The organism is Pragia fontium (genome assembly GCF_900638655.1).
In the GTDB taxonomy this organism is placed as follows: domain Bacteria; phylum Pseudomonadota; class Gammaproteobacteria; order Enterobacterales; family Enterobacteriaceae; genus Pragia; species Pragia fontium.
This window is the reverse complement of sequence record NZ_LR134531.1, coordinates 2511665-2534001: the sequence shown is the minus strand read 5'-3', so window position 1 is coordinate 2534001 and position 22337 is coordinate 2511665. Positions and strand designations below refer to the sequence as shown.

At 46.0% G+C, this 22337-nt stretch carries 17 protein-coding genes; 4 read left to right on the top strand and 13 right to left on the bottom strand.

Annotated features, from left to right (window positions below; genetic code table 11):
- Positions 1-26 precede the first annotated feature (26 nt).
- Both EL341_RS10875 and EL341_RS10870 read right to left on the bottom strand, forming a co-directional pair.
- Complete coding sequence (locus EL341_RS10875) at positions 27-2210, bottom strand: flotillin family protein (protein WP_047781384.1); 2184 nt, start codon at positions 2208-2210, stop codon at positions 27-29.
- 124 nt (positions 2211-2334) lie between these two features.
- Positions 2335-2979, bottom strand: coding sequence for a ubiquinone biosynthesis protein UbiH (locus EL341_RS10870; protein ID WP_047781383.1), 645 nt, complete (start codon positions 2977-2979; stop codon positions 2335-2337).
- A gap of 283 nt (positions 2980-3262) precedes the next feature.
- On the opposite strand from EL341_RS10870, the gene EL341_RS10865 reads away from it, so the two are divergent.
- Positions 3263-4099, top strand: a complete 837-nt coding sequence (locus EL341_RS10865; RefSeq protein ID WP_232036556.1) for an N-acetylmuramoyl-L-alanine amidase — start codon at positions 3263-3265, stop codon at positions 4097-4099.
- A gap of 44 nt (positions 4100-4143) precedes the next feature.
- Here the strand turns inward: EL341_RS10865 and EL341_RS10860 are convergent, their stop codons facing one another.
- The 4 genes from EL341_RS10860 to EL341_RS10845 form a co-directional block, all read right to left on the bottom strand.
- Positions 4144-5595, bottom strand: a complete 1452-nt coding sequence (locus tag EL341_RS10860) for a DUF2867 domain-containing protein (RefSeq protein ID WP_074823692.1) — start codon at positions 5593-5595, stop codon at positions 4144-4146.
- A 187-nt stretch (positions 5596-5782) separates the two neighbouring features.
- On the bottom strand, positions 5783-6790 hold the full coding sequence (gene hcr / locus EL341_RS10855) for an NADH oxidoreductase (protein ID WP_074823689.1): 1008 nt from the start codon (positions 6788-6790) through the stop codon (positions 5783-5785).
- Positions 6791-6848: 58 nt separating this feature from the next.
- A complete protein-coding gene (gene hcp / locus EL341_RS10850; protein ID WP_074823686.1) occupies positions 6849-8498 on the bottom strand; it encodes a hydroxylamine reductase in 1650 nt (549 codons plus the stop codon).
- 211 nt (positions 8499-8709) lie between these two features.
- Entirely contained in the window at positions 8710-9612 is a 903-nt protein-coding gene (locus EL341_RS10845) for a lysine exporter LysO family protein (RefSeq protein WP_126467777.1), read from the bottom strand.
- Positions 9613-9845: 233 nt separating this feature from the next.
- Between EL341_RS10845 and EL341_RS10840 the strand changes: the two genes are divergently transcribed.
- Complete coding sequence (locus EL341_RS10840; RefSeq protein ID WP_074823680.1) at positions 9846-11513, top strand: ATP-dependent nuclease; 1668 nt, start codon at positions 9846-9848, stop codon at positions 11511-11513.
- 13 nt (positions 11514-11526) lie between these two features.
- On the opposite strand, the gene EL341_RS10835 is transcribed toward EL341_RS10840, so the two are convergent.
- The gene (locus EL341_RS10835) at positions 11527-12522 is read right to left on the bottom strand and encodes a VirK/YbjX family protein (protein ID WP_074823677.1); all 996 of its coding nucleotides are present in this window, start codon (positions 12520-12522) and stop codon (positions 11527-11529) included.
- 517 nt (positions 12523-13039) lie between these two features.
- Between EL341_RS10835 and clpS the strand changes: the two genes are divergently transcribed.
- Together clpS and clpA are read left to right on the top strand one after the other, a co-directional pair.
- Positions 13040-13363, top strand: a complete 324-nt coding sequence (gene clpS / locus EL341_RS10830) for an ATP-dependent Clp protease adapter ClpS (protein ID WP_047781377.1) — start codon at positions 13040-13042, stop codon at positions 13361-13363.
- A gap of 25 nt (positions 13364-13388) precedes the next feature.
- Positions 13389-15671, top strand: a complete 2283-nt coding sequence (gene clpA / locus EL341_RS10825; protein WP_074823674.1) for an ATP-dependent Clp protease ATP-binding subunit ClpA — start codon at positions 13389-13391, stop codon at positions 15669-15671.
- 97 nt (positions 15672-15768) lie between these two features.
- Here the strand turns inward: clpA and infA are convergent, their stop codons facing one another.
- From infA to trxB, 6 genes are all read right to left on the bottom strand, one after another.
- Positions 15769-15987: a translation initiation factor IF-1 gene (gene infA, locus EL341_RS10820; protein WP_029093554.1), complete on the bottom strand. Its 219-nt coding sequence runs from the start codon at positions 15985-15987 to the stop codon at positions 15769-15771.
- 139 nt (positions 15988-16126) lie between these two features.
- Complete coding sequence (gene aat / locus EL341_RS10815) at positions 16127-16819, bottom strand: leucyl/phenylalanyl-tRNA--protein transferase (RefSeq protein ID WP_114986792.1); 693 nt, start codon at positions 16817-16819, stop codon at positions 16127-16129.
- A gap of 147 nt (positions 16820-16966) precedes the next feature.
- Positions 16967-17536 (bottom strand): low molecular weight protein arginine phosphatase, encoded by a 570-nt coding sequence (locus EL341_RS10810; RefSeq protein WP_164720458.1) that lies wholly within the window; start codon positions 17534-17536, stop codon positions 16967-16969.
- 183 nt (positions 17537-17719) lie between these two features.
- Positions 17720-19438, bottom strand: a complete 1719-nt coding sequence (gene cydC / locus EL341_RS10805; RefSeq protein ID WP_047781374.1) for a heme ABC transporter ATP-binding protein/permease CydC — start codon at positions 19436-19438, stop codon at positions 17720-17722.
- Positions 19439-19440: 2 nt separating this feature from the next.
- Positions 19441-21210 (bottom strand): heme ABC transporter permease/ATP-binding protein CydD, encoded by a 1770-nt coding sequence (cydD, locus tag EL341_RS10800; RefSeq protein WP_074823664.1) that lies wholly within the window; start codon positions 21208-21210, stop codon positions 19441-19443.
- Between the two features lie 134 nt (positions 21211-21344).
- Positions 21345-22298 (bottom strand): thioredoxin-disulfide reductase, encoded by a 954-nt coding sequence (gene trxB, locus EL341_RS10795; RefSeq protein ID WP_047781372.1) that lies wholly within the window; start codon positions 22296-22298, stop codon positions 21345-21347.
- Positions 22299-22337: the final 39 nt, after the last annotated feature.

Below are 22337 nucleotides of genomic sequence, written 5' to 3'. Positions count from 1 at the left end.
TGAACCGCAGTAGTCTGGCTTATTCATTACTCTTGTGAATCGTAGTTATTTTTTGGTGCAGCAGCCGGTAGCGTTTTGGCAGCGGTGAATTGCTGAATCAACGCCTGAACTTCCGGGTTTTGTAATAACGCGTCCAGATCGAGTTTCTGACCCGCTTTATCGCTGGTTAACAGCTTCTGCACAACGTCTTGTACCAGTGGGCTCTTGTCTACTACGCCATTAATGGCTTTACCAACGCTAAGGGCTTTAGAGAAGGTATTAAAGAAGCTGCCGTCGCCACCCACAATATCGATGTTGGTTTTGCTGAGTGCCGCCGCCAGAACATCGGCTTGCTCTCTGGCAATTTCTTTATTGGCGGCGATAGAAGCCATGCTTTGCTCAAAGTGTTTTTCCAACTGCATACGGAACTCTTCGTGCTCGCGAGCCGTGGTATTCAGGTTACCCATAGCGGTAAATTTATCGGTTAAACCATCCGCTTCAGCTTTAAGACGCTGACGTACAACTTCCGCTTGGGCTGAACCTAGCTGACCTTCACCGCGAGCCTGAGCTACCAGTTTTTCTTCCAATACTTTGGCATCAACCAGACCCAGTTTCTCTTTCGCCAGAGCTTGTTGTTCATCACCGCGCGCTTGAGCAGTGAGTTTTTCTTCCAGTACTTTAGCTTCAGCCAGACCTTGTTTCTCTGCGGCAGCAGCCTGAGCTTCTTTCACTCTCGCTTCGGCCAAGCCTTTTTCCTGAGAACCGCGGGCTTCTGCTAGCAGTTTCTCTGCGGTGACGTTAGCCAGCACTAAGCCTTCTTTTTCTTCCGCTTCGGCCTGAGCCTGACGGACTCGGGCTTCTGCCAGACCCAGAGCGGCCTGCTCTGCCTCGATACCTTCCGCCATGCGTTTTTTGGCTTCGGATTGTTTAGCGGCAGCCTCAAGCTCAGCCTGAGCCATGGTGCTGATTTCCTGAGCTTTATGTTTAGCACTGTTTTCATCGGCTTCGGCTTGCTTCACCTGACGCACCAACTCTTGCTCGGCTTCTGCCTGAGCTTGAATGATGGTGACTTGTTTCTGGCGATCGGCGTCAGATATCATGCGTACTTCTTTAATTCGTTCTTCTTCCTGAGCAACGGTTTTTTCGACCGCAACGCGTTCACGAATAACGTTAGCAATGTTTTTGCGCTCTTCTTCCAACGCTTTTTCTTTTTCAATACGTTGTAGTTCTACTTCACGCTCACGAGAAACCACTTCCAGATCTTTTGCCCGGGTGACTTTCTCGATTTCGATGGTGACTGCACGAGTACGGTTTTGCTGAGCAACTTCAACTTCACGCAGGCGATTTTCTTCGCGGATTTCGATTTCCTGCTGAGTTTGAATTCGGGCTTGTTCCGCTTTCAGGCGTTCTTCTTCTTTAACGCGCAGTGTTTCAGCAGCTTCACGAGCTCTGATGCTTTCAATTTCACGCTGTTGACGTGCTTCAGCATCGGCCTGTTGGCGTTCCAGGGCCAGACTGGCTTCGCGGGTTTCCACGTTTTTCTTTTTAATCGCCAGTTCCTGATCGCGCTCTTTCTGGTTGGTTTCGATATTATGAATCGCGGTGATCTCGGTGATCTTACGGATACCCTCGGAATCGAAGATGTTATTCGGATCCAGTGAGCTCTTTGGCGTTTGCTCTAAGTAGTCAATCGCGACATCTTCCAGCGCATAGCCGTTCAGATCTTTACCAATTACATCGATGATGCGATCGCGGAAGTTCTGCCGATCTTCAAACAGCTTGTACAGCTCAAATTGCTTACCAACCGTTTTCAGTGCTTCAGAGAACTTAGCACTAAACAAGGCACTAACCGCCTGATGATCCGATGCGCGTTCAACGCCAATGTTTTTGGCCACTTTTAACACGTCTTCGGTGGTTTCATTCACGCGTAGGTAAAAGGCAACGGTGATGTCAGCACGCAGGTTATCTTTACAGATCAGGCCATCTTTACTACGACGGTCAACTTCCAGCGTCAGCAAAGAGATGCGCATAAACTCTTTTTTGTAAATGACCGGATAAACCAACGCACCGGTAAAATGGACTTTAGGTTGCGATGACATATCGTTGACGATCAGGGCGGTGCCTTGTGGTACTTTGATATAAAACGCTTTAAACAATCCAAAAAGGCCCAAAATTACAATGATGACCGATGCAATAATGGTTAAGAACGGCATTATATCTGCCATGACCATAGGTGTTTCTCCATGTTGTTAGGGTCCTGAGTCCCACAAGGACTTAATTGACTATTCATCTAAGCCCAAATGACTTTAGGGCCGTCAGATAGTTAGGTTTACAAATAAAATTGTTTGGTGTGACTTATAGCCGATTAAACTCGGTTTCACTCACCACTTCATAGCTATGTGTTGCCGCATCATAGCGGATTAATACCACGCGATCGCCTCTGACAATACCAGCATCTTCCGGGGCGCGTATTTGTAGGATTAAACCACCTCCGCCGTCTTCCATCAGTGCTTCACCACGTTGAAGGGTGACAATGGAAGAGCGAACTTCAGCGATTTTGCCAATAAGTCCGGTCACGCTTTTAGATTTATTATGATTGGCCAGTATCGGTCGCAATGGTTTCAATAACATTGAAGTCAGCAGGAGGGCGATAAACGCAATCAGTAGGAAAGCGGCAGTGCCTAATAAGTAGCGAATAAAGTCAGTCTCTATCCAGCGCAGCATCAGGTGTACGCTAAAATAACTGAGTAGCCAGCCAATGAGCGTCACTAAGGTAATAATAACGGTGAGGGGGATACCGGCAAGGCCGAGCTTGGTTAGCCAGCCCGCTAAGGCTGAGGCATCAAGGCTGTCAATATTCATATCCGGACTGTCAATGTTGAGAATATCAATGTCCAACAGGCCAAAGGCGGCACAGACCCAATAAAACAGGACAATTAATAACAAACCACTGAAAATAATGACCGGGTAAGATAAACAGTTTTGTAAGAAGAGCGTCATCAGAGTCCTTTCTTAAACGGGTGTTTTTACAAATGTTACTCAAGTAAATCAGTTTTTGGGTGCTTTTAACAGCAAAATTAGACCACTATTTGATATTAATCCTAAAGGTAATCGATAAGCGTATTAAATTTATGCAAACTGTATGATTAGTAAACGAATCAATGGTGAGTACGATGTTAATTAAGTTAACCAATTAAACTCAGGATGTTATTGATATATGTTGGTAATAAGTCAGTGTTAGGTTATAACGCAGATAATATCAATGTTAATGATAGGAATTATATTGAAGCAGGTTAAGTTTTTCTTTCAGGCATGTTTTTGTTTGCTGGTGCTGACTTGCTCGGGCTGTAGCAACTTACGCGATGCTGGTGATTATTGGGTTGATGAAAGCCATGTTGCTTTAGGGCAGGAGTCGCGCGTTCAATTTCTGGTTTTTCACTATACGGCAGAAAATGATGAGAATTCGTTGAGAATTCTGAGCGGTAATAACGTAAGCGTTCATTATTTAATTAATCATCAACCGGAACAGATGTCGGGTCGTCCGGTGGTTTTACAGTTGGTTCCCGAAGCGCAGCGAGCGTGGCACGCAGGGGCGAGTTTTTGGCGAGGCAGGAATAATCTAAACGATACTTCCATCGGTGTTGAGATAGTCAATGCAGGCTATCATAAAGTTGGCAATAAACGCAGTTGGGAGCCTTACAACGAGCGGCAAATTGATTTATTGATTGCTTTATCGTGGGATATTATTCAGCGTCATCATATTGATCCGGCAAATGTGGTCGGGCACAGCGATATTGCTCCTCAGCGTAAGATTGATCCTGGTCCACTGTTTCCATGGGACAGGCTGGCTCAGGTGGGAATCGGTGCCTGGCCGGATGTTGGGCGAGTGCAGTATTATCAGCGATTACGCGAAGCAGAAACATCCATTGATATCGCTGAATTACAGGTTAATTTAAAGAAATATGGCTATAAAGTTCCCGAGACTGGCCAACTGGATGATGAAACTCGTCGGGTGATTAAGGCCTTTCAAATGCACTTTCGTCAGGATAAATATTCCGGTCATCCTGATGCTGAAACCTTGGCTATTTTAGACGCTTTGCTGGAGAAATATCGCCGGTGATAAAATTCTGCCGCATCAAATTCATGGTGCGGCAGATGCGTTTATTATGGTTTTTTTGCAGTTTGGCGGTCTAGCTGCTCAGACAAAAAGGCGATGCGCTTTGCCATGCCTTTAAAGATAAACAGATGGGCTGGCATCATAATAAACCAGTAAAGCAGGCCACCAAATCCGGCAGGGTGCCACCAGGCGCGTACGTCAATTTCACGATATTGGCCGGTGTCATTGATGTTCAGCGTTAATCGTCCAAGTCCGGGCGCTTTCATACCAAACAGCATTGCTAATTGGCGCAGTGGTTTGATGGAGATAACGCGCCATGAGTCGATGCGGTCGCCGACTTTTAATTCCTGCGTATCCGGTCTGCCATAGTGGTTTTCTCCGCCGATGATATCGTCCATCCAGCCGCGGATATTCCACAGATAGTTAGCATAAAAATAACCTTCCTCTCCGCCGATCTGCTGCATCACCTGCCAAATACTTTCGGCGCTGGCGGTGGTTCGCAGGGTGTAACCAGCATGTTTAGGATAGAAAGCATAGCCGGGACGCCAGCGGGCTCGGGCTTCAGGATCGTAACCCCAGTCGGCAGAGTTTACCGCCGATTGCTCTTTATGCATGGTGGTTAATACCGCTTCTTCGTAGTTGATCAACTTTTGCGGTATCAGTGCCTGTAACGGTTCGGAGTCTGCGGGAAGATTATGCTTAAGCCCTTCAATTAACGCCTTCGCCGTGGTCGTTGGCACGGTGGTAATCATATTGAGCCAGTAAACGGAAATCAGCCGTGTTGGGAATGGAATCGGAATCAACAGCCGCTTTTTTCCGGTAATAGCAATAAACCGTTCAAACATATTTTGATAACTGATGTACTCCGGGCCAGCAACGTCAAATATGCGATTTTCATTGGATGGGTGATTAAGAATTTCGGTTAAATAAACCAGCAGGTTCTCTAGTGCAATAGGAGAAGACTTGGAGCGAACCCAGCGTGGTGGCGTGAGGATAGGTAGGCTATAAACCATATCGCGCATCACTTCGAAAGCCGCTGAACCGGCACCAATAATAATACCAGCTCGCAATTCGGTAACAGGAATACCGCTGGCACGCAGTGCTTCACCGGTTAATTTTCGCGCTAACAGATGTTGTGTTGTACTGCCTTCCTTAGGCTGAATTGCGCCCAGAAAAATAATCTGTTTAACGTTTGAAAAGCGCAGAGCCTGCTGTAAATTTTGAGCCGCTTCTTTTTCTTTGCGGAGGAAATCTGCCTTTTCCCCCATGCTGTGAACCAGATAATAGACGACATCAATATTGTTCAGTACTGGTGGGATCGTTGACGGTTGAAATAGGTCAATATACCGGCAGGTGACATTGGGGATTTGCTGCTCTTTTAGCCATTCAATACGTCTGGCCGCCGCAGTAACTTGATGCCCTTGGGCACTCAGATAAGGGATAAGATTTTGCCCGATATAACCGCTGGCTCCGAGCACTAATATGCGTTGTGGCGTCATAAGTGGGCCTTTAATCTGTTTTTATTACGTTATGAAGATGTTATCTAATGTGAACTTTAGCATAAGAAAGGAACGGGATGTTATCACTTCATATAAACTGAGCAGTATGTTGGGAAAGTGAGTTTAGTACTGACATATAACAGAACTTAAAAGCAGGGGCTTAAATTAAGCCCCTGCCTGTGAATAGCTATACCAGTTCAACATCTCCAGTTAACTGGCAACTGCAGGCTAAAACATAACCCTGAGCAATTTCGTTATCCGTTAATGTCATTTGGCTGGTGGTGGTGTAATCACCTTTCGCAATCTGTGTTTTGCAGGAACCGCAAACGCCGGCTCGGCAGGCGGCAATCACCGGAACCTGGTGTTGTTCCAGCGCGTATAATAACGTGGTTCCAATAGGTGCGGTAAAATGCTTATTAAGGCGATGAATTGTCAGATTAACCAGCGGATCGCTGTCGCTGATACACTCCGCCGCCGTGTGAAACTGTTCTTTGTGGAAACGACTGGCAGGAACGCCTAATGCCAGACTGATTTTCTCCACTTCACTCATATAAACGGCTGGCCCGCAAGTCATGACGGTACGTTGAGAGATATCGCTGACTTTCTGCTGTAGTAACTCTTTTGATATACGACCAGATAAATATCCTGTTGCTACGTCATGTTCCGCCATCAAATAGAGGGTAAATTGTGACGGGTAGCGTTCTGCCAGTTGCTGCCATTCTTGGGCAAAAATCACATCAGCTGGGCTACGTACATTATAAAATACCACTAAATCGCAGGTTGGTTGATTAGCCAGAATCCAGCGGCTCATCGACATAATCGGCGTGACGCCACAGCCTCCGGCCAGCATTAAATAGTGACTATCGGCAATATGTGAACAGGTAAATTCCCCTTGTGCATCGGACAACCAGAGAGTGTTGCCAACTTTGACTTCACGGGTTAACCAAGTTGAACCTTCTCCACCTGACAGGCAGCGAACGGTTAAGGTGATAAAACGGCTCAGTCCCGGCGAAGAAGATAGGGTGTAAGCCCGAAGAGTGGTATCGCTGTGACGAATGCTGACTAAAGCATATTGGCCTGGTAGGTAGGGATAAAAGTCCTGTGCTATCAATTCCAGCGTCCAGACATCGGCCGTTTCCTGCTGGATGCTGTGAATTTGCATGGGGTTGGGGCAGAGGGAGGTTGGCATGGTCATACAATAAACCTTGTATTACCGGGAGCGTTTGTCCACTCCCGGGAAATTAAACATAAAACTATGCGGCCAGAATGTCGCGCATATCCTGTTCTACGGTGGTGATCGAGCGCATACCAAAGTTTTCTTGCAGAATATTCAGCAGATTATCGGTCAGGAAGCCTGGCGCGGTAGGGCCGGTATAAATATCTTTAACTCCAAGTGCTAGCAACGTCAGTAAGATCACAATGGCTTTTTGTTCAAACCAAGAAAGCACCAGTGTGAGCGGCAGATCGTTAACTGAGCAGCCCAATTTTTCTGACAGTTTGACCGCCAGCATAATGGCGGAATAGGCATCGTTACACTGTCCAACGTCCAACAGGCGCGGTAATCCTTCCAGCGTGCCAAAATCTAGCTTATTGAACCGATATTTACCGCAGGCCAACGTCATAATCAGGCAGTCCTGAGGAATATTGCGGGCAAAATCAGTGTAGTAACTGCGCTCATCGCGGCTACCGTCACAGCCGCCAACTAAAAATACGTGACGCAGTTTTTTCTGGGCAATCAAGTCGATAACCGTATCGGCCGCGTTTAACAGCGTTTGGCGTCCAAATCCAACGGTGATCAGGTGTTCGAGTTCACTGTAAGGGAAACCATTCATTGATTGAGCCTGCTGAATAACGGCGCTGAAATCATCACCGTCAAGATGGTTAACGCCAGGCCAACCGACAATACTGCGCGTCCAGATACGATCGCCGTAGTTGCCTACGTTAGGATCAATGATGCAGTTAGAGGTCATCACAATAGGGCCTGGAAATTTGGCAAATTCAGTTTGTTGGTTTTGCCAGCCGCTGCCATAGTTACCGACCAGATGTGAGTATTTACGCAGTTCCGGATAGCCGTGAGCCGGTAACATTTCACCGTGAGTATAAATATTGATGCCGGTATTTTCCGTTTGCTCCAACAGCATACGTAGGTCTTTCAGATCATGACCCGAGATCAGAATGGCTTTACCGGCAACGGGCTTAACGTTAACGGAAGTTGGCGTAGGGTCGCCATAGATACTGGTTTCACCATAGTCCAGAATGGCCATGATATTAAAGTTCATTTTGCCGATGTTCATGGCATTATCCAGCAAGGTTGCCATATCGGAAGGATGCGTTCCCAGCCAAGCCATTAATTGGTGGAATTCACTGTAGATTTCATCATCGTATTGATCTAAAACCAGCGCATGTTCCATATAGGCGGCGGCACCTTTGAGTCCGTACAGGCATAGCATGCGCAGACCATGAATATCATCACCAATTTGTTCTTTGTCTTTATTCAGTGCAAATTCGGTCGCCTGTTCTAATAGCGCAGGCAGATTATCGGCAAGTTGTAATGAGGCAGTGGGATGATCGATTTGGACATGACTATCTACGATACGACAGCGAGTAATCAATGACTCACGCAGAGCAATGGCTTCTTTGGCATAGCCAATAATGCGCTCGGAATCAAAGTTGACGTTAGTTAAGGTGGAGAAGAAAGCTCTGGGTACAAATGCATCAATAGCATGGTCGATAATACCGAGTTCACGAGCTTTTACCGCGCAGGCGGATAGACCTTCTAATACCGCAACCAATAAATCTTGTAGGTCTGAAACTTCAGCCGTTTTCCCGCACATCCCTTGAGCATAAGAGCAACCGTTTCCAGCTGGAGTACGAATTGTTTGTTCACATTGTACGCAATACATAGCGATAGCACCTTTATAAGTTGTATTTTATATTCATGTTTAAGCATAAGACTACGTTGACAAGTTAAAAAGGAGTTTTTAATGCAACTTTAACATTACTTGATTTAAATCAATATATACTGGTCAAACGGTGTTAAAGCCCATAAGGTTTGAATGGATTAAGGTTGATTATCTTATTGATAATAATTATTAATATTAATGCTGGGTAATGTCAGGGGGCAGAGAAAAACGCCATCAGAATAGGGGCTAGCAGGCTGAGAATAAAACTATGTACGATCGCCGCCGGGATAATTTCTACGCTGCCGCTACGTTGTAAAACTGGTAGCGTAAAATCCATTGACGTTGCGCCACAAATGCCTAAGGCAGTCGATGCATGACTGCGAATTAAGGTGGGGATCAGCATAATAGCCACCAACTCTCGGGCAAGATCGTTGAAGAAGGCTGCACTACCCAATACCGGGCCCAGTGCATCCGTCAGTAAGATACCCGACAGGGAGTACCAACCATAGGCCGAAGACATGGCCAGACCGGTTTTAACCGGTAAGCCAAGCAGTAATGCGCCAATTGCACCACCGGCAAAGGCACTGATAACCACGATCAAGGCGACAACCATTCCGCGCTTGTTTAGCGTAATTTCTCTGAGTGTCATGCCGCTGTTTCGTAGCTGAAGACCTACCAGAACAAGCAAAAAAATCAGCGCAAACTGGCTGGCCTGAGAAGCATAGGTTAGCCATGATATATGGGTTAGTCCTAACAAAAAACCAATGACAACCACGCCACATAACCGCAGTGATTCCAGCACCATATGCAAACGCGAAGGCAGTTTCTTCTGATGCTGGCGGTTGCGCCATGGCCATTGCCGGTCCAGAAGCATTAAGGCCAGTATGTTACTGCTGAAGATGCAAATGAAAAATACGCTGGCGTAGAGAAATATCATTTGCAGATTGGCACTAAGATTATCCAGAAATGCCAGACTGATCCCCATAAAAAACAGGATCACGTACACCATACTGCTGAGTAATCGGTTGATGGTGCGCAGCAGATCAAGGCATTTTATCGGGATTAAATAGCCAAAAATTAATGGTAATAGAATGATAGCTAAACCTGAGTACATAATGAACTTTGCATATTATAGAGAGCACTGGATATGACTATTATACGCTAATTAAAACTGACTGAAGCGTAAAGAGCGATCCGCTGGGGATAGAGTGATTGATTTAAAAATAAATAACGGCTGTTTTTTACGGTGAATCATAGTTTTTGGCGCAGGCTAACATATAATTATTTGGTTACTCAGTAGATTGTTACCACAATGATGGACTTTTTGTTACCAATAACGGAGAGAATATGTACTTAGAGCGCATCGAGATAGTTGGGTTTCGGGGTATTAATCGTCTGTCATTGATGTTGAATGATAACGTGGTATTGATAGGAGAAAATGCCTGGGGGAAATCAAGTCTACTGGATACGCTGACATTGCTCTTCTCTCCGGGAACCGATCTCTATCATTTCAAGCCGGACGATTTTCATTATCCGTTAGGAGATGAAGCTTCCCGGCAGAATCATCTACATATCGTTTTGACCTTTTATGCCAGAGAAATCGATTCACCAGAGATGCCGAAGTTTCATCATCTGCGGCCGCTGTGGGTAAAGGGTAATAATGGCTTATCGCGTATTATTTATCGTTTGGAAGGGGAGGTTCAGGCGGATGGCAATGTTAGTACTTCACGTTCCTTTCTTAACGAAGCCGGACATGCGCTAGAGCTGAAAAATGTGGATGAGCTGGCCAGAGAGATTGTCCGCCTACATCCGGTGTTGAGACTGCGCGATGCGCGTTTTGGTCAGCGGTTTCGGCAGGGAGGAATTTTGCCCGATCAGGAAAATGATCCGTTAACCCAACAGCTGACAAAATTATCTGAAGAGCTGGAATGTAATCCGCAGAAATTGAGTAATAAGGATTTAAAACAGGGATTACAGGCGATTCATGCTTTGCTTAAGCACTATTTTATCGCGCTGGATGCTAAAGAGAATAGCGCTGCCGTTCGATATAAAAATGGACGATATCGACAAAATAGTGAGCTGTGGCAGTCACTTAATTATCTGAATCAACTAATTTCTGAACCAGAAAGCCGCAACATGCGGATGATACTGCTCGGTGTGTTTTCAACCTTGATTCAGGCTCAAGGCACGGAGCATTTAGATACCCGCGCGGTACCACTGTTGTTGATCGAAGATCCCGAAAGTCGTTTGCATCCTATTATGCTATCTGCTGCATGGGGGCTGCTCAATAATCTACCGTTGCAAAAAATCACCACCACCAATTCAGGGGATCTACTGTCTTTGGTTCCTTTAGAAAGCGTTTATCGTTTGGTTCGTCAGTCGAATCGTATTGCTGCTTTTCGGATTGATGCAGGGGAGCTGAATATTCAGGAACGCCGGCGAATTTCTTTTCATATTCGATTAAATCGGGCGTCTTCGCTATTTGCCAGAAGCTGGTTATTGGTAGAGGGGGAAACAGAGGTTTGGTTGTTAACGGAGTTGGCTCGCCAGTGTGGATATCATTTTGAAACTGAAGGCATTAAGGTGATTGAGTTTGCTCAAAGTGGATTAAAACCGCTGCTGAAATATGCCAGCCGAATGGGAATTGAGTGGCATGTGTTGGTTGATGGTGACGATGCCGGTAAAAAATATGCAGAAACCGTTCGGTTATTTATTAACGGTTCTGAAGATACTGAGCGGGATAGGCTGACACAGCTTCCGGCATTAGATATGGAAAATTTTATGTTTAAGGAAGGATTCAGCGATGTGTACTACGACGCTGCGGTTTTGCCTACCAATGTTCATATGCCGATGCGGAGAATCATTGGTAAAGCGATTCAACATAGCTCTAAGCCAGATTTAGCCATTGAGGTTGCGGAGAAAGCAGGGCAGTTAGGAATTGAGAGTATACCTCCACTGCTGAAGAAAATGTTTTCTCGGATATTATGGCTGGCTCGTGGCAGAGCCAGCCGCTGATGTCTTTTGTTTCTCAGTTCTGTGGTTCAGGTTGTGATTTGGATACGGCAGCCTGGACTGTGGCATCAGTCTGATTATTGAGGTTATTGGTAGTAAAGTGTTTACCGATTTCTTGATCCAATTGTTCAAGTAAGGCGTAGCGTCGACGATACTCGGCACGCTTTTTACTGGCAATATCCTCAATGGCTTTATGATTGGCGGAAAGTGGCAAATGGAAATAACCATTTAGGTCTTTTTCGCCTTCCTGAGAACGCCAAAATTCATCATAACTGGCATGCATTTCTTTGCGCTTAATGCGATAGCGCCAGTTGTGATAAATATGGGTATTATCCCCGACAGCAACGATATGGTCGAAGTGTAGGTGACGACCTAAAGAACGTAAGCCTTCCAGCGCCATTCGTTTAGGGAAAAGCCCGTGGCTGACCTTTGTGGCTTGTTGAATAATGGTATGATCGATATTCTGATTTGCGCCCTGGCAACCACCAATAAACAGGCATATTTTTCCATCCAACCGAACAATGGTAAAGGTGATTTTTGCCAGAGTAATATCTTGATGATCCTGAACAAAAAGCGTTATTTCACCTTCCCGATTACAGCGATCGTCACTCATTATTGAAACAGAAAGGGGAGTATCATCCTTACCCTTTATGTCAGCTAATCGATACCGCTTTTTTGACAGCATCCCCTCTCTAAGCTGAGCCGGGAAATGGCTGAACACGCTTTGATAGTGACTTTCTAACGCTTTTCTTGCCTGCTTTTTGCTTAAATTTGCGGCCAGATAGGGGCGATGCAACTTGCAAGGTAAGCTGGGTTGGACAGCCAGAATGGCAGACAAGTTAGGATACTTCACCAACGATTGTAGCAAGGGAAGCGTTTGCCTGGAGACGAGCAGACTGCGAAGCAGAAATTTGGTGCGGTAAGACTTCTTTTTCCATATGTCATTAGGACAAATGCGACCTTTCACCAAAGAAATCATTAAGTCCTTTGCACTCTTTGGAATTTGTTTCATTGTAAAGCACTTATCCGTGTTAGTTTTTTAGGTTGAGCAATTTATTATTTGATCACTTATTGTTACTTATTTTTGGGATTATAATTGAAACGCAAATTTTATCCAGACCAATGTATTTGTTTATTTCACTCGGCATAACCCTTATTTATTATTGGTGTTGGCTTATTTATTCATTGTCTTGAGTTTATTTGGTCTAAGGCTTGCCTTATTGGTTCTGTTGTTGAGTAGGGTTTTCCGTCTTTTTCTGTGATCAACTATTTGAATATTTCAGATATATCAGCTTATTTTTCTGATGTTATTGCGCCTTGCTTTCGTTAAGCTGACTCTACCTAATTAGCGATGTGGTTATACTATGATAACACGACTATTGTTGGTAAGACGGGAATAAAAAGAACGGGACATCTATTAAGAATAATCTATCTTTAAATTTAAATACCTATTTTTACAATAACTCAGGCAAAATATCTGACAGACGTCCCGATTATGGTAAGTAGCTGAACAAAATGACACTTAAGATATGAATAATTTACATGATTGGCTAAGCTTGGAAGAGATAGCCGACTCCGATTTAGAAGAGAAGCTGAAACAGCCTCCACCGATGTATCAGGTTATACTGAATAACGATGACTATACACCGATGGAGTTTGTGGTAGAGATATTACAGAAATTCTTTTCGTATGATATTGAGCGGGCAACGCAGCTGATGTTAACCGTGCATTATCAAGGTAAGGCAACGTGTGGAGTGTTTACTGCAGAGATTGCAGAAACTAAAGTAACGCAAATTAATCGCTATGCGCGAGAGAATGAGCATCCATTGTTGTGTACGTTAGAAAAAGCCTGAAAAGGCGAACTATGTGGAGGTGCCCATGCTAAATCAAGAACTGGAACTCAGTCTCAACATGGCGTTTGCTACAGCCAGGGAACAGCGTCATGAATACCTGACCGTTGAACATCTGTTGCTGGCTTTATTGAGTAATCCGGCAGCAAGAGAGGCACTTGACGCCTGTCAGGTTGATATTGTCGCGTTACATCACGAGTTGGAATCGTTTATTAATCAGAACACTCCACGCCTGCCAGAGGGAAGTGCTGAATCTGAAACTCAGCCGACCTTAAGCTTTCAGCGAGTATTACAGCGGGCGGTGTTCCACGTTCAGTCATCCGGGCGCACTGAAGTGAGTGGCGCTAACGTTTTGGTGGCGATTTTTAGCGAGCAGGAATCCCATGCGGCTTATTTGCTGCGTAAACACGATATCAGCCGTCTGGATATTGTGAACTTTATTTCCCACGGTACCCGTAAAGATGGTTCTCAGGATGAATCAGGCCCTCAAGGCTCCATTCCGAGTGAAGACGAGCAAACCAGTGCAGAAGACCGCATGGACAACTTTACCTCCAATCTGAATCAACTAGCGCAAAATGGCGGTATCGATCCGTTAATTGGGCGGGAAATGGAACTGGAAAGAACCATTCAGGTGCTTTGCCGTCGCCGTAAAAATAATCCGCTACTAGTTGGTGAGTCCGGAGTCGGTAAAACCGCCATTGCGGAAGGTCTGGCCTGGAGAATCATCCAAGGTGATGTCCCTGAAGCCATGGCTGACTGTACGGTTTATTCGCTGGATATCGGTTCGCTGTTAGCCGGTACCAAATACCGCGGCGATTTTGAGAAACGTTTCAAAGCGCTCTTAAAACAGCTGGAAGCTGACAAGAATAGCATTCTGTTTATTGATGAAATCCATACCATTATTGGTGCCGGTGCGGCGTCAGGTGGTCAGGTCGATGTGGCAAACCTGATTAAGCCAATGTTGTCTAATGGTCGGATTCGGGTGATGGGCTCTACTACTTATCAGGAATTTAGTAATATTTTTGAAAAGGACCGGGCATTGGCTCGTCGCTTCCAGAAGATAGATATTACTGAGCCATCCGTAGAAGATACGGTACAAATTCTGATCGGGCTTAAGTCTAAATACGAAAAGCATCACGATGTGCGTTATACCTTGAAGGCGCTGCGTGCAGCAGTAGAACTGTCGGTAAAACATATCAACGATCGTCATCTGCCGGATAAGGCGATAGACGTGATTGACGAAGCTGGTGCGTATTGTCGATTAATGCCCGCCAACAAGCGTAAGAAAACGGTTAACGTCAGTGACATTGAGATGATTGTTGCGCGTATTGCTCGCATTCCGGAAAAAACGGTTTCAGCTAATGACCGCAGTACGCTGAAAACCTTGGCCGAACGCATGGGTATGTTGATTTTTGGTCAGGATAAGGCGATACAAGCTTTAACCGAGGCCATCAAAATGAGTCGTGCCGGATTAGGCGATGAGCGCAAGCCTGTGGGTTCTTTTCTGTTCGCTGGCCCAACGGGGGTAGGTAAGACCGAAGTGACGGTACAGCTAGCTAAGGCGCTGGGCATTGAGCTATTGCGCTTTGATATGTCTGAATATATGGAAAGACATACGGTTAGTCGTTTGATTGGTGCCCCTCCCGGTTATGTTGGTTTCGATCAGGGCGGCCTGTTAACTGATTCCGTTATTAAACATCCTCATTCCGTGCTGTTGTTGGATGAAATTGAAAAAGCCCATCCGGACGTGTTTAACATACTGCTACAGGTAATGGATAACGGTACGTTGACGGATAATAATGGGCGTAAGGCTGATTTCCGTAACGTGATTCTGGTAATGACCACCAACGCTGGTGTTCGAGAAACTCAGCGTGAATCGATTGGTTTTAAACAGCAGGACAACAGTATTGATGCGCTAGGCGAAATCAAAAAATTGTTTACGCCAGAGTTTCGTAACCGTCTGGACAATATTATTTGGTTTAATCATTTATCTGCTGAAGTTATTCAACAGGTGGTCGATAAATTTATTGTTGAGTTACAGGCACAGTTGGATGCCAAGGGAATTTCCCTTGAGGTGAGTCAGGATGCCCGTCATTGGCTGGCAGAAAAAGGTTATGACAAGGCGATGGGCGCACGCCCAATGGCCAGAACAATCCAGGAACATCTGAAGAAACCACTAACCAATGAACTGTTATTTGGTTCTTTAGTTAACGGTGGTTCCGTTAGTGTCACCCTGGATAATCAGGCAGGTGGACTGGTTTACCAGTTTGAAAGCGTAAAGAAACCGAAAATTGAGAAGGCCGTACATTAATTCGTCCATAGCATAAATAAAACGCCCTTGCCGATAGGTAAGGGCGTAGGAGTCAAACTCCATCAGCTTTGCGCAATGTTATGCGGCAAGCCGTTTATTATCGGCTACGGAAGATGATGCGGCCTTTGCTCAGGTCGTACGGGGTCAGCTCAACAGTGACTTTGTCACCCGTTAGAATGCGGATATAGTTCTTACGCATTTTACCGGAGATATGGGCAGTGACCACGTGGCCATTTTCTAGCTCAACGCGGAACATCGTGTTAGGCAACGTATCTAAAATCGTGCCTTGCATTTCAATATTATCTTCTTTGGCCATCGAATCCTCTAGGTGTAACTACCTTAGTTTTTAACCGGCAAGATAATGCCGAAAAACGAGCGAAGAGTAAAGGATAGAGTTTAAAGAAAACGCAGTTACTTTGCTTTACTTTTGCTCTATCTACGTAATTTGTGTTGATTTAGCGTAATTTCTGCGAGGTCCAACAGGCCTGTGGTAATGACTCCTGCTGGAGTTTGTATAAAAATTGTAAATAATCCGCGCGCGGAATTTCCATCGCCCCTAATGACTCAGTATGATCGTTTAATATCTGACAGTCGATCAATTTTCCGCCGTAACTGAGAAAATGACAGCAAAAAGCATATAGCGCCAACTTGGAAGCGTTAGTTTGTCTGCTGAACATTGACTCACCACAAAACAGCGCGCCTTGCTCAACACCGTATAAACCGCCAACCAGATCGCCTTCATGCCAAACCTCTACCGAATGGGCTATTCCTTGTTGATGAAGCTGGCAATAAGATTGTTGAATGGAAAGGTCAATCCAGGTTCCTTCATCACGCTCACTGGAACAGGCGCTAATGACCTGCTCAAAGGCTTGATTGATGGTCACACTGAGCGGTGTCTTTTTGATGAACTTCGCCATACTGCGGCTAATGTGTAACTGTTGTGGTATCAAAACTGCTCTTGGGTCAGGGGACCACCACAAAATAGGGTCATCGGAGCTGAACCATGGGAATATGCCGTTTTGGTAAGCACTGATTAACCTTTGGGGCGACAGGTCACCGCCAAGCGCCAGTAGTCCATTTGGATCGTTTAGCGCATAGTCAACGGGTGGGAAATCATATGAATCTGCAGATAACTGAATCAGAGGCATAGTAAATCAATACTCATAAAAACAAGGTGTTTAAATAATCACCGGGTTAGCGGCAGATGTATTTTAGTTTAACAGATAAGACGTACCGAGAGCGTAAATAGATACAAGATTGAAAAGACCCGCCGCAGAAAGCGGCGGGCAATAGCATTATTTTGCTGGTTTAGCTGCGGCGATTTTAGCCAGAGCCAGAGGGAGATAGGTATCAAGCTGAGAGGCGACCTTCTCATAAGCGTCCATTGGTTTGCCCCACGGGTCGTCTAAATCTTTCTGCTCATTTTTAGCAAACTCGGCCAGAGTAAACACTTTTCCGGCAGACTGAGGATAATTCTTCAGTACTTTCTCTTTATGGGAGGCGGTCATGGTTAGCAAATATTGCGCCTTGGCAATATCTTGTTCGGTGAGAGACTGTGCTCGGTGATCCGAAATATCAATACCGCGTTCTTTCAGTAAGGTTTGTGTGCCTTTTTCCGGCGTAGTTTCTTTCGGGTTGACATTAACGCCCCGTGATTCGATATTCATTTTCCAATGATTCTTTGCTGTTAATTGTTTAGCCAGCGCTTCAGCCATTGGGCTACGGCCTGTATTACCGGTACAGATAAAGATGACTTCTGGTTCGGCCTGAGGAGAGACAGCGTCCGCAGCATGTACTGCGGATGTGGAAATAAACAGGGCGGAGAGAGTGAATAAAATATTACGTAAAGTGGTTTTAAAGTACATCTTATAGCATCCTTGTGAATTAATATTCATTATAAGTGAGTACTTAACCAGATGATGATTGGTTTCGTCAAGGGGAGGTATAAAATTTATTTTGCGTATTGATAGGCTTTATTGTCGTGGAGGCCAAATAATTACGCCGAGTCATATTGGACTCGGCGTATGATTCAGACGATCAACAGTGATTTAACGCTGGTGGAAGCGGTAATATTGACCTTGCTGCTCAAGCAATTGTTGGTGTGTACCTTGCTCGATAATTTCTCCGGCATCCATCACGTATATTCGGTCCATTTTGTCCAAACCGGATAATCGATGAGTAATCATCATCACTGTTTTATGCTGGCAGTGTTGTTTCAGCATGGTCAGTATTTGATTTTCAGTATCAGCATCCAGACCTTCTGTTGGTTCATCCAATAGAATCAGCGGTGCGGAATGGAGTATGGCTCTGGCCAGTCCAATTCGGCGTTGTTCGCCGCCGGAAAGCTGTCTCCCGCCTTCACCCACCCAAGCGTTTAAGCCATCTTGTTCCAGCAGTGCGGATAAGCCAACTTTATCTAAGGCAGATTCCAGTTCACTATCACTTGCCTGAGGCGCAGCCAATATCAGATTGTCCCGCAAGGTTGCACTAAAGATGTGTACCCGCTGACTGACCACCACCATCATTTGACGCAAGGTAGCTTCATCATAGATATTCAGTGGCTGATTATTTAATTGGATAGAGCCTTGCTGCGGATCCCATGCTCTGGTCATCAGCTGAAGTAGCGTTGATTTACCACAGCCGGTACGACCTAATAATGCAATATGTTCACCGTTAGCGATTTGCAAAGTCAGATTGTTGATCGCAGGAAAAGGCTGCCCATGATAAGTAAAGCTTATGTCATTCAACGAAACAGAGGCCTCTGAAGAGAGGGCGATCGGCTGTTGTGGGAAGGTGACCTCTGGCTTTTGCTCAATTAACTGATTAACGCGCTCAGCGGAAGCAATCACTTGACCGAGGTGTTGGAAGGCGGTAGCGACAGGGGCCAGCGCTTCAAAAGCGGCCAGAGAGATAAACACAAACAGCGCAATAAATGCACCGGGCTGCGGGTTATCACCGATACCTACCGATGCAAGCCAAAGAATGAGTACCAGCGTAAATCCGGTGGCCAGAATCATTAAGGTTTGGGATGCTCCAGCCAAAGTGGCCTGTTGTTTTTGGCGTTCCAGCCAGCGTTGTTCAATTAAGTCCAATTTAAGCCGGAATGCAGGTAAGGCAGCGAAAATAACCAGTTCCGCTTGTCCTTGTAGCCATGAGGTGAGTTGTCCGCGGTAATCGCTGCGTAGGGCGGTTAAATCAGCACCAATGGGTTTACCTGCACGATAGAAAATGGTCGGTAGGGCAAACAGCAGGATTAACATAATGCCGCCTAGCGTACAGGCCAGCGTTACATCAAGCCAGCTGAGCCCAAAAGTGACCACTACAATGACCACAATAGCGCTAACCAGCGGGGAGATCAGCCGTAAGTAGAGGTGATCGAGGGTTTCAACATCAGCGACGAGTCGATTGAGTAGCTCAGCCTGACGGAAACGGGCAATGCCCGCCGGGGAAAGGGGCATTAACTTTTGGAAGGTGAAGGTGCGTAAGTGGGCCAAGACTCTAAACGTCGCATCATGACTAACCAGACGTTCAGCATAACGTCCGGCAGTACGAATAATGGCTGAGCCCCGAACGCCCGCAGCCGGTAGCATATAGTTAAAGGTAAGTAGTCCTGCTAACCCTGCCAGAGCAGAGGCAGCAAGGAACCAACCGGATAAGGTCAGCAAACCAATACTGGACAGAATGGTGACAATAGCCAGCACAATGCCTAAAGAGAGACGGAACCAATGTCGGCGGTACAGCGCTAAAAAAGGAAGTAACGTCTTCATGTTTAAACCTCCGCATTCCGGCCAGACATCAGCACGCTAAATGGGCCTGATGATTGATTAAGGGTAGTGAAATCCCCTTGCTGAACAATCTCCCCTTTATCCATGACCCAAATCTGATCGTATCCGTCAAGATCTTCAAGTCGATGGGTGACTAGCAGAGTGGTCTGGCACATTGAGGCCTCTCTCAAGGTATTCATCACTAATCTTTCGCTGTTGGCATCTAAACTGGCGGTGGGTTCGTCCAATATCAACAGGTGGCAAGGGGAAAGCAGGGCTCGGGCAACTGCGACCCGTTGAGCTTGCCCAACCGAGAGGCGAGCAGCATGGTCGCCAACGATAGTGTCTAGTCCATCGGGAAGGAGCGGGAGGAATTCATCAACATAAGCCCGTTTGATGGCCTGCGCTAACGCTTCATCTGACGCCAGGGGATCGGACAACAAAATATTATCGCGTACGGTGTGTGCCGGTAAGTGCGGGTTCTGACCAACCCAACTGAGGTGTTTCCGCCAGCAAGTCGGTTGTAGGCTATTCAGTTCAATATCATTGATCGTAATTGAACCTTGATAGGGCATAAAACCTAGCAGCAGATTAAGCAGTGAGCTTTTTCCTGCGCCACTGTGGCCGACGATGGCAATGCGTTGCCCCGGGGTCAGCACAAAATTTAGCGGTCCAGCCAGCGTTTTCCCATCAGGAGAAATAATGGTGAGGTTGTTGGCGCGAAGGGTGATGCTATCACAGACCGGTAACTCATTGACTCCCTGGCCATTGGATTGATCGGTTTCAGCTTCCAAAAAGGTTTGTAATGACTCAGCAGCACCAATCGCCTGAGCTTTGGCATGATAGTAAGTGCCAAGATCGCGTAACGGTTGGAAAAACTCGGGAGCCAAAATTAACACCAGAAAACCAGCAAATAAGGTCACTGGCATACCGTACGATCCAAAATTTAGTTCCCCAAGATAAGAGAAACCAAAATAGACGGCGGCCACGGCGATGGATACCGAAGCAAAAAACTCTAAAACAGCGGAGGAGAGAAAAGCCAGCTTTAACACATCCATGGTGCGGGAGCGAAAATCTTCTGAGGCTTGACTAATTTGTTCGGTTTCGGCCGGCCCCCGATGAAATAGTCTTAGGGTATCCAAGCCTCTTAATCGATCGAGGAAGTTACCGCTTAGTCGAGCCAGTGCGATAAAATTACGTCGGTTGGCATCGGCGGCACCCATGCCTACCAGCGCCATAAATATCGGTATCAGCGGTGCGGTGACAAATAGAATCAGTCCTGCAGCCCAGTTAATCGGAAATACTGCCGCCAGTATTAAGATCGGAATCATGGCCGCCAGCATCATTTGTGGTTGATAACGGGAGTAGAAGTCCTGCATATCCTCAATTTGCTCAAGGATCATGGTTGCCCAGCTTCCCGCCGGTTTACCCTGAATCCAGGCCGGCCCCAGTTGTTCAAGGCGATTGAGTACCTGCTGACGAATTCGCTGTCGGATAGCGGCACCGTAAATAAAGCCCACGCGTTCTCTGAGCCAAACTAACAGCGCACGAAAAATAACGGTAACAATAATCAGGATAAAATAGCCGATCAACGTATCTCGAGGAATATTTTCGATAATCAATGCATGGAGAATCGTTGCCAGTAACCAAGCCTGCACGATAATCAATATTCCACTGAGTAATCCCAACAGGGTAGATATCCGTAACCAACGTTGTGCCGGAGCGCCCTGAGATTTTAACCAGCGGATCAACTCACGCTGTCTTGTTTTATTCATATTAGACATAAGTTTGGACGGGGTCTGATTAGCAAAGTTGGGATAAGGATACCATTAGTATCCGCAAAAGAATAAGGCGGCCGTTAGCCGCCTTAAACATGTGGTGTTATACCAACATGTGACACAAATAGCGATTAGCCGTTATTTTGTGTTTCGAGGTAACGTTCTGCATCCAGCGCAGCCATACAACCACTGCCTGCAGAAGTGATCGCTTGGCGATAAATATTATCGGCAACGTCGCCAGCAGCAAAAATGCCTGGGATGCTAGTTTGGGTGGCATTACCTTGCGTACCCGAATGTGTTTTCAGGTAACCATCTCGGAGTTCAAGCTGGCCGGTAAAAATATCAGTATTTGGACGATGTCCAATAGCAATAAATACGCCGGTAAGCGTCAGTTCTTCAGTGACGTGAGTGTTGGTATCTTTTAGACGAACACCAGTAACGCCCATGTCATCACCCAAAACTTCATCTAACGTTCTATCCGTATGCAGAATAATATTGCCGTTGCGGACCTTTTCCATCATGCGGTCGATAAGGATTTTTTCTGCCCGGAAACTGTCTCTACGGTGAATCAGGTGAACTTCGGCAGCAATATTGGATAAGTACAGCGCTTCTTCGACGGCGGTATTACCACCACCCACTACGGCAACCTTTTGATTGCGATAGAAGAAACCATCACAGGTGGCACAGGCTGAAACGCCTCTGCCTTTGAAGTTTTCTTCAGAAGGTAATCCTAAATACTGGGCAGAAGCACCGGTAGCGATAATCAGGGCATCACAGGTGTACTCTTCGCTATCACCAAACAAACGGAAAGGACGAGTCTGTAAATCAACCCGCTGAATATGGTCGATAATGATCTCGGTCTGGAATTTGAGTGCATGCTCGCGCATACGATCCATTAAACCAGGACCGGTTAATCCTTCTGCATCGCCAGGCCAGTTTTCTACATCGGTTGTGGTGGTTAGTTGCCCACCTTGTTCAATACCTGTAATTAATACCGGATTGAGGTTTGCGCGTGCGGCATAAACCGCGGCGGTATAACCCGCTGGGCCTGAACCTAAAATGAGTAACTTACAGTGCTTGACCATAGCGATAATTCCTCTGTGAGGGTAAGACCGAATAATTTA

What these genes read in the sequence shown, in the direction of transcription:
- EL341_RS10870 (WP_047781383.1), bottom strand. Translation starts at nt 2,979, where the DNA reads ATGACGCTCTTCTTACAAAACTGTTTATCTTACCCGGTCATTATTTTC.
- infA (WP_029093554.1), bottom strand. Translation starts at nt 15,987, where the DNA reads ATGGCCAAAGAAGATAATATTGAAATGCAAGGCACGATTTTAGATACG.
- hcp (WP_074823686.1), bottom strand. Translation starts at nt 8,498, where the DNA reads ATGTATTGCGTACAATGTGAACAAACAATTCGTACTCCAGCTGGAAAC.
- trxB (WP_047781372.1), bottom strand. Translation starts at nt 22,298, where the DNA reads ATGGTCAAGCACTGTAAGTTACTCATTTTAGGTTCAGGCCCAGCGGGT.
- clpA (WP_074823674.1), top strand. Translation starts at nt 13,389, where the DNA reads ATGCTAAATCAAGAACTGGAACTCAGTCTCAACATGGCGTTTGCTACA.
- hcr (WP_074823689.1), bottom strand. Translation starts at nt 6,790, where the DNA reads ATGACCATGCCAACCTCCCTCTGCCCCAACCCCATGCAAATTCACAGC.
- clpS (WP_047781377.1), top strand. Translation starts at nt 13,040, where the DNA reads ATGAATAATTTACATGATTGGCTAAGCTTGGAAGAGATAGCCGACTCC.
- EL341_RS10810 (WP_164720458.1), bottom strand. Translation starts at nt 17,536, where the DNA reads ATGTACTTTAAAACCACTTTACGTAATATTTTATTCACTCTCTCCGCC.
- EL341_RS10875 (WP_047781384.1), bottom strand. Translation starts at nt 2,210, where the DNA reads ATGGTCATGGCAGATATAATGCCGTTCTTAACCATTATTGCATCGGTC.
- EL341_RS10860 (WP_074823692.1), bottom strand. Translation starts at nt 5,595, where the DNA reads ATGACGCCACAACGCATATTAGTGCTCGGAGCCAGCGGTTATATCGGG.
- EL341_RS10840 (WP_074823680.1), top strand. Translation starts at nt 9,846, where the DNA reads ATGTACTTAGAGCGCATCGAGATAGTTGGGTTTCGGGGTATTAATCGT.
- cydC (WP_047781374.1), bottom strand. Translation starts at nt 19,438, where the DNA reads ATGAAGACGTTACTTCCTTTTTTAGCGCTGTACCGCCGACATTGGTTC.
- aat (WP_114986792.1), bottom strand. Translation starts at nt 16,819, where the DNA reads ATGCCTCTGATTCAGTTATCTGCAGATTCATATGATTTCCCACCCGTT.
- EL341_RS10835 (WP_074823677.1), bottom strand. Translation starts at nt 12,522, where the DNA reads ATGAAACAAATTCCAAAGAGTGCAAAGGACTTAATGATTTCTTTGGTG.
- EL341_RS10845 (WP_126467777.1), bottom strand. Translation starts at nt 9,612, where the DNA reads ATGTACTCAGGTTTAGCTATCATTCTATTACCATTAATTTTTGGCTAT.
- cydD (WP_074823664.1), bottom strand. Translation starts at nt 21,210, where the DNA reads ATGAATAAAACAAGACAGCGTGAGTTGATCCGCTGGTTAAAATCTCAG.